This window comes from Intrasporangium sp. (genome assembly GCF_051961875.1).
Taxonomy (GTDB): domain Bacteria; phylum Actinomycetota; class Actinomycetes; order Actinomycetales; family Dermatophilaceae; genus Intrasporangium_A.
This window is the reverse complement of the sequence record NZ_JBQCCV010000225.1, coordinates 1-6,831: the sequence shown is the minus strand read 5'-3', so window position 1 is coordinate 6,831 and position 6,831 is coordinate 1. Positions and strand designations below refer to the sequence as shown.

The window sequence follows — 6,831 nt, the reverse complement described above, 5'->3', positions numbered from 1 at the left end:
GATCGTGACCTCGCGCCAGTGGTACATCCGCAACGGTGGACGTGACGCCGACCTGCGGGCCGCCCTCATCGCCCGGGGCGACGAGATCGACTTCCACCCCGCCTTCATGCGGGCGCGCTACAAGAACTGGATCGAGGGGCTCAACGGCGACTGGCTCGTCTCCCGGCAGCGGTTCTTCGGCGTGCCGTTCCCGGTCTGGTACCGCGTCGACGAGTCCGGCGAGGTCGACCACGACTCCCTGCTCACACCCCCGGAGTCCGCCCTGCCCGTCGACCCGCAGGTCGACGTCCCCGAGGGGTTCGACGAGTCGCAGCGAGGCGAGCCGGGCGGCTTCGTCGCCGACCCCGACATCATGGACACGTGGGCGACCTCGTCGCTGACGCCCCAGATCGCGACGGGCTGGCCGGTGCGCGACGGGTCGGGCCCCGGCTCGGATCCGGAGCTCTACCAGGCGATCTTCCCGATGGACATGCGACCCCAGGCCCACGACATCATCCGCACCTGGCTCTTCTCCACCGTGGTCCGCTCCCACTTCGAGGAGGGCACCGCGCCCTGGCGCAACGCGGCGATCAGCGGCTGGATCCTCGACCCCGACCGCAAGAAGATGAGCAAGTCCAAGGGCAACGCCGAGACGCCCGAGGACGTCGTCGTGGCACATGGCGCCGACGCAGTGCGCTACTGGGCGGCCTCCGGCCGGTTGGGCACCGACGCTGCCTACGACACCGGCCAGATGAAGGTCGGCCGGCGCCTCGCGATCAAGGTCCTCAACGCCTCGAAGTTCGCGCTCGGCTTCGGCGAGGTCGTCGGCGACCTCCGGTCGGCAGTGACGAATCCCCTTGACCTGTCGATGCTCTCGGCCCTGGGAGACGTGATCGACAAGGCGACGACCGGCTTCGAGTCGTGGGACTACACCCGATCGCTCGAGGTGACGGAGACCTTCTTCTGGTCGTTCTGCGACGACTACCTCGAGCTGGTCAAGGACCGTGCCTACGGCGGCCAGGGCGAGGCCGAGGCGGCGAGCGCCCGGGCGGCGCTGCGGCTCGCGCTCGAGTCGATGCTGCGGCTGCTCGCGCCGTTCATCCCCTACGCCACCGAGGAGGTCTGGTCCTGGTTCGGTGAGGGATCGGTCCACCGCCAGGCCTGGCCCACCCGTGACGAGCTGCCCTCCGACGGTGACGCGACGATGCTCGATGCGGTCGGTGCGGCACTCGCGGCCGTCCGCAAGGTGAAGTCCGAGGCCAAGGTCGGCATGCGCTCCGAGATCAAGACCATGGTGCTCGCGGCCCCGGAGCCGGTCGTGGAGCAGGTGCGGGCCGCCGAGGGCGACCTCCGCGCGGCGGGCCACGTCACCGAGCTGCGCTACGCCACGGCCGAGGCGCTCGAGGTCCGCGACGTCGACCTCATCCCTGCCGAGAAGACTCGGCGCGCCTGATCCGGCAGTCCACCTCCCCGCACGCCCCACTTTCGGGAAAGGCATGAGGGCGTCTGGAGCGCCGGGCTGCCATAGGGTTTTGACATGTCCCGAAGGTGGGTCGCCGCCTGGGTGGTGGCAGCAGCGACGGTCGTCACCGCGCTGCTGCTGACCGCTGTCGGCGACCCCGTGCAGCTCATGACGCCGCGCCCGGACACGGGCGGCTCCCGGCCGGCGCCGCCTCCGCCGCTCCCGACCACAGCGGTCACGCCGTCCCGCGCCTTTCCGACGGGCACGGGCGAGCCGCTCGGGCCGCTCTCCCCCTTCGTCGCGCTGATCGTCCAGATCGTCGCGGTCCTCGCCATCGTCGTCGTCCTCGGCGTCATCATCGCCTTCATCAGGTCCGTATGGCGCCGTCCCCAGCTCGTCGCTCGCGCCGCAGCCGACTTCGTGACCCCCGAGGTGCCGGACGAGCTGCTCGCCGCGAGCCAGGAGCAGCTCGCCCTCCTCGTCGAGGGTGAGCCCCGCAACGCGATCGTCGCAGCGTGGCTCAGCCTCGAAACCGCCGCCGCCGCAACGGGACTCCCCCGTGAGCCGGCCGAGACCTCGACCGAGTACACCACGCGCGTCCTGCACAGCTGGGACATCGACCCGCGCAGCCTCGCCGACCTTGCCACGCTCTACCGAGAGGCGCGGTTCTCCAGGCACGCCCTCACCGAGGAGCACCGGCGTCGGGCCATGCGCGACCTCACCACCCTCCACGAGGACCTGAGACGGGTGGCGACCGAGGCGACGGGGGCGCCGACGACGTGACCGGACCCGGCGGCATACGAGAGCTCGTGCGGACGACGCGGCCATGGCACCGGCGCACCGCCTGGGCGGCCGGCGTCTGGCTCATGTTCGTCGCGTTCGGCGCGGTGCTCGGCCAGGACGCGAGCGTGCCGCAGCTGGCCGCGCTCGTCGTCGCCCTCGCAATGCTCGTCTGGTACCTCGTCGATCACGCCACCTCGAACGCCGTGACCCACTGGCCGGTGAGCGACTTCTACCGGTCGCGATCCCACCGGGGGCAGGACTTCCGGGTCACCAACCTCGCGACCCGGCTCCAGGCGGCCAACGAGCGGGGCGAGGGCCGCGAGAGCCTCGTGGACGATCTCCACGGCCAGCTCACGACGATCATCCGGGAACGGCTCCATGCCAAGCACGGCCTCGTCCTCGAGGAGGAGCCGAAGTGGTCGCAGGGCGTCATGCCGCCCGGCCTGTGGGACTTCATCATGAGCGTGCCGGATCCGGACCTGTACCAACCCGAGAAGATGAACGCAGTCCTAGAACGCATCGAGAAGTGGTGACCAATGCAGATTCAGGATGTCAGCGCGCTGAGCTCGGCGATCCTCACCGAGGTCGAGCGGGCCGTCGTCGGCAAGCGGGACAGCCTCCGGCTCGTGCTGGCCGGCGTCCTCGCCGGTGGGCACGTGCTCATGGAGGACTTCCCCGGTCTCGGCAAGACGCTGACGGCCCGCAGCTTCGCGCAGACGCTGGGGCTGGAGTTCCGGCGCGCGCAGTTCACGCCCGACCTGCTGCCCGGCGACCTCACCGGTTCGTTCGTGTTCGACCAGCGCACCCGCGAGTTCGAGTTCCGGGCCGGGCCGCTCTTCACCGGGCTGCTCCTCGCCGACGAGATCAACCGGACGCCGCCGAAGACCCAGGCGGCGCTGCTTGAGGCGATGCAGGAGCACCAGGTGACGGTCGAGGGCCGGACCTTCCCGCTCCCCCGGCCCTTCCACGTGCTCGCGACGGCGAACCCGGTGGAGTACGAGGGCACCTATCCGCTGCCCGAGGCGCAGCTCGACCGCTTCCTCATGCGCGTGTCGTTCGGCTACCCGTCCCTCGACGAGGAGTGGCAGATCCTCGCTGCCCGCCTCGCCCGCCGCCAGGAGGACCAGACGCTGCGCCAGGTGGTGACGGGCGAGCAGCTGCTCGAGATGCAGGCCGCGGTCGAGGCGACGGACGTCGAGGAGTCGGTCGGTCGCTACTGCGTCGCCCTGGCTGCCGCGACGCGGACCCATGGAGACGTGCTCATGGGCGCGTCCCCCCGGGGCGCGCTCGGGCTGTTGCTCTGCTCGCGGGCGTTCGCGGTCATCGGCGGGCGCGACTATGTGACGCCCGAGGACGTCAAGGCCGTGGCCCCGGCCGTGCTGGCGCACAGGATCACCGTCAAGCCCGAGCTCTGGATGAGCAACGTCAGCGCAGGCGCGGTGGTCAGCTCGATCCTGCACACCGTCCCCGCGCCGTCTGCCCGCGAGCAGCACGTGACGACGAGCCGGGTTGGCGACGCCGCCCAGCCGGGAGCCGGCCGGGATGCCCGCTGACGCCGGTCACGGATCGCCCGCCGGGCTCACCACCGCCGGGCGCCGGGCCACCGTCAGCCGGTCCCTCGGCGAGTGGGCGCCCACGGCTGCCCACGTGCGCGCGGTCCTCCTCGGCGGCGGCGCCCTCGCCCTCGGGGCAGCCCTCCGGCGGCCGGACCTGCTCGTCATCGGGGTCCCCTTCGTCGTCGCCGCGATCTGGGGGCAGCTGACCCGACCGCGCAGGGAGGCGACCGCGAGCGCCCAGCTCGGCCAGTCGACCCTGCGGGAGGGTGAGAGCACGGCACTTGTCGTGCGAGTCGCCCCCCTCCCTCCGGAGGGCAACGGGGTCCTGCTCCTCGCTGACACGCAGTGGGCCGAACGCAACCCACCTGCGGGCGTGACACCGATCGAGGCACCCGTCACCACGATGGGCGTGCGTTCCACGCGCTGGGGCGTGCGGCCGCTCGGCACGGTGAGCGTGACGCTGACCAGCCCGTGGGGCGCCTTCCGATGCGGCCCGGTCGACCTCCCCGACCTCACGACCACGACGCTCCCCGTCCCGGCCGTCTTCGACTCGGCCGCTCCGACGCCGCACCCACGCGGCATCGTCGGCGTCAACCGGTCCGCACGTCCCGGGTCCGGCAGCGAGTTCCACACGATCCGCGAGTTCCAGCCGGGCGACCGGCTGCGCCGGATCCACTGGCCGGTCTCGATGCGGACCGGCCGTCTCCACGTCACCTCGACGTTCGCCGACGAGGACGCGCACGTCGTCCTGCTCGTCGACGCCTTCAGCGACCTCGGCCCACGCGAGGGCGTCGACGGGCGGCCGACCAGCCTGGACGTCACCGTCCGCGCCTCGGGAGCGCTGGCCGACCACTTCCTCCGCGCCGGCGACCGGCTCACCCTGCGCACCGTCGGCGCAGCGGACATCCCGCCGCTCGGTGTCGGGTCCGGCACGCACCACCTGCGCCGGGTCCTCGAGACGCTGGCGCGCATCGAGCCGGCGTCCGAGCGCCGCGACGACGGGCGGCGGGCGATCCGGGGGCTCGACCCGCTCGGGCTCGTCCTCGTGCTGAGCCCGCTCATCGAGCCGGCCATGATCGAGCTGACGACGACGCTCGCGAGCCGGGGGATCAGCACCGTGGTGATCGACACGTTCCCCGAGCACCTCACCGCCAGCCCGGACGACCCGTACCAGGCGCTCGCCTGGCGGATCCGGCTCCTGTCCCGGGAGGCGCAGGTGGCAGCCATCGTGAGCCGCGGGGTGCCCGTGGTCCCGTGGCGCGGTCCGGGCTCCCTCGACCACGTCCTGCGCGACATCGCCCACCGCGCCTCGGCTCCGAGGATGGTGCGCCGATGAGCGTCCAGGACGCGTCAGGCACGCGAACCCGGGGCCGGTCCCAACGGTTCGTCCGGTTCGGGGCGGGGTCCGACTGGTCCCTGCACCACGTGCTGCTGGCAGCAGTCGCGACGCTCGGCGTGGCGCTCTACCTCGTCGCGCTCGCGCGCGCGACCGGCGGCATGGATACCGGATGGTGGCTGCTCCTCGCCGTGCCCCTGCTCACCTGGTCGCTGTCGAACTCCGCGGCCGCCCTCATCCTCTGGGCGCTGCTCCTGGTCGTCTGGATCAACCTGACCCCGGCAGGCGGCTTCTCGTGGTGGTCGCTGCTTGCCGCGGCCGGCGTCACCCTCTCGCATGCCGCCACCGCGCTCGCCGACTCGGCTCCCCCGTGGGCACTCGTGGGTCCCGCCACGGCGCGACGGTGGCTGCAGTGGATGACCGTCGCGCTCTGTGCGGCAGCGGTCGTCGCGGTGCTCGCCGCGCTCCTGCTCGGCCGCGCGGGAGGGCTCAGCTCAGCGGCATACGTCATCGGGCTCGTCGGACTGGCCGCGGGCGTCTGGGCCCTGCGGACCAACCCACCCGAGCCGCCCCGCTGAGGCTCACCGCGGCCCCACGATGCACCACGGGACGTCCCAGCCTGCGAGCGCGACCCGGCGCGTGACAAAAGTCTGACGCGGCAGGCCGACGACGCGACCGGTGGAGGGCTCGTAGACGTCGATGCATGTGGCGCCCGGCATCGCGAGGACGACGTGGCGGGGCAGCCACGCGTTGCCGATGTAGAGCAGCGCCGGCCTACCCTCGTCGAGCCGTCGGTGAAGGTCGTCGTACGCCTGCCCGAGGGCCGGTATGCCGCTCAGCCGCACCCAGCCGACGGCATAGCGGGTGCCCGGCCGGCTTGCGCCGAACTCGATCTCGTGGCGCGCTCCCCAGGGCGGCGTGCCGAGAGCCCGCGGCCACGGCGGCTGGAGCCGTCCGCCGGGCCCGATGACGCCGTTCGTCCGGCCCGCGACGACCTGCTCGTATGCCGCGAACCGCTCGTTCGCCGTGGACGTCTGCCCGAGGTCGCCGTGGACGATCCAGTCGGCGAAGGATGGGTTGGCGAGCATCCGGGCTACCGTTAGGCAGGCCGAGCCGCAGGTCGTCGCCGACTGCTGCACGGGCGCGGCGTCACCCACGCCGAGCCGGAACGGGCTCACCTCAGCCGATCCTTTTGCCGCCTGAACCGAATCGCCGCTCCGGGCCTCGCTCGTTCCTCGCTCGTGTCCTCACGGCTTGGCTCAGGCGGATTCCTTGCGCTGGCGCTTCCGCGGCTCCGGCTCCCGCCGAACGATGGTCGGCAGGACGTTGTCGAGCACGACCTCGCGGCTGACGACCACCCGGGCGATCTCGTCATCGCTCGGCACGTCGAACATGACGGGCAGGAGGACCTCCTCCATGATCGCCCGCAGGCCACGGGCGCCCGTGCCGCGCAGCAGCGCCTGGTCGGCAACCGCCTCGAGGGCGTCCTCGGTGAACTCGAGCTCGACGCCGTCGATCTCGAACATCTTCTGGTACTGCTTCACGAGCGCGTTGCGCGGCGTCGTGAGGATGCTGACGAGGGCCTGCCGGTCGAGCGGCGCGAGCGTCGTCAGGACGGGGAGGCGGCCGATGAACTCGGGGATGAGGCCGAACTTCAGCAGGTCCTCCGGCATGACGTCGGCGAACGTGTCGGCGAGGTCCTTCGGGCTGTGCAG

General features: G+C 72.2%; 7 protein-coding genes and 1 pseudogene. 6 read left to right on the top strand and 2 right to left on the bottom strand.

Going from position 1 to position 6,831, the window contains the following annotated elements:
- From ACTHJJ_RS13370 to ACTHJJ_RS13345, 6 genes are all read left to right on the top strand, one after another.
- Positions 1 to 1,432 (top strand): class I tRNA ligase family protein (locus ACTHJJ_RS13370; RefSeq protein WP_440303430.1); only part of this gene is annotated, 1,432 nt, incomplete at its 5' end.
- A gap of 84 nt (positions 1,433 to 1,516) precedes the next feature.
- Entirely contained in the window at positions 1,517 to 2,224 is a 708-nt protein-coding gene (locus ACTHJJ_RS13365; RefSeq protein ID WP_440303429.1) for a DUF4129 domain-containing protein, read from the top strand.
- Positions 2,225 to 2,250: 26 nt separating this feature from the next.
- Positions 2,251 to 2,757, top strand: a complete 507-nt coding sequence (locus tag ACTHJJ_RS13360; protein WP_440303428.1) for a hypothetical protein — start codon at positions 2,251 to 2,253, stop codon at positions 2,755 to 2,757.
- 3 nt (positions 2,758 to 2,760) lie between these two features.
- On the top strand, positions 2,761 to 3,777 hold the full coding sequence (locus ACTHJJ_RS13355) for an AAA family ATPase (protein ID WP_440303427.1): 1,017 nt from the start codon (positions 2,761 to 2,763) through the stop codon (positions 3,775 to 3,777).
- Positions 3,767 to 5,116, top strand: coding sequence for a DUF58 domain-containing protein (locus ACTHJJ_RS13350; RefSeq protein WP_440303426.1), 1,350 nt, complete (start codon positions 3,767 to 3,769; stop codon positions 5,114 to 5,116). The genes ACTHJJ_RS13355 and ACTHJJ_RS13350 overlap by 11 nt, the downstream gene beginning before the upstream one ends.
- A complete protein-coding gene (locus ACTHJJ_RS13345; RefSeq protein ID WP_440303425.1) occupies positions 5,113 to 5,694 on the top strand; it encodes a hypothetical protein in 582 nt (193 codons plus the stop codon). Before ACTHJJ_RS13350 ends, ACTHJJ_RS13345 begins: the two co-directional genes overlap by 4 nt.
- 3 nt (positions 5,695 to 5,697) lie before the next feature.
- On the opposite strand, the gene ACTHJJ_RS13340 is transcribed toward ACTHJJ_RS13345, so the two are convergent.
- The gene (locus tag ACTHJJ_RS13340) at positions 5,698 to 6,294 is read right to left on the bottom strand and encodes a hypothetical protein (RefSeq protein ID WP_440303424.1); all 597 of its coding nucleotides are present in this window, start codon (positions 6,292 to 6,294) and stop codon (positions 5,698 to 5,700) included.
- 81 nt (positions 6,295 to 6,375) lie between these two features.
- Positions 6,376 to 6,831, bottom strand: a pseudogene (locus ACTHJJ_RS13335) (ATP-dependent Clp protease ATP-binding subunit ClpX); the annotation flags it as partial.

What these genes read in the sequence shown, in the direction of transcription:
- ACTHJJ_RS13365 (WP_440303429.1), top strand. Translation starts at nt 1,517, where the DNA reads ATGTCCCGAAGGTGGGTCGCCGCCTGGGTGGTGGCAGCAGCGACGGTC.
- ACTHJJ_RS13345 (WP_440303425.1), top strand. Translation starts at nt 5,113, where the DNA reads ATGAGCGTCCAGGACGCGTCAGGCACGCGAACCCGGGGCCGGTCCCAA.
- ACTHJJ_RS13350 (WP_440303426.1), top strand. Translation starts at nt 3,767, where the DNA reads ATGCCCGCTGACGCCGGTCACGGATCGCCCGCCGGGCTCACCACCGCC.
- ACTHJJ_RS13355 (WP_440303427.1), top strand. Translation starts at nt 2,761, where the DNA reads ATGCAGATTCAGGATGTCAGCGCGCTGAGCTCGGCGATCCTCACCGAG.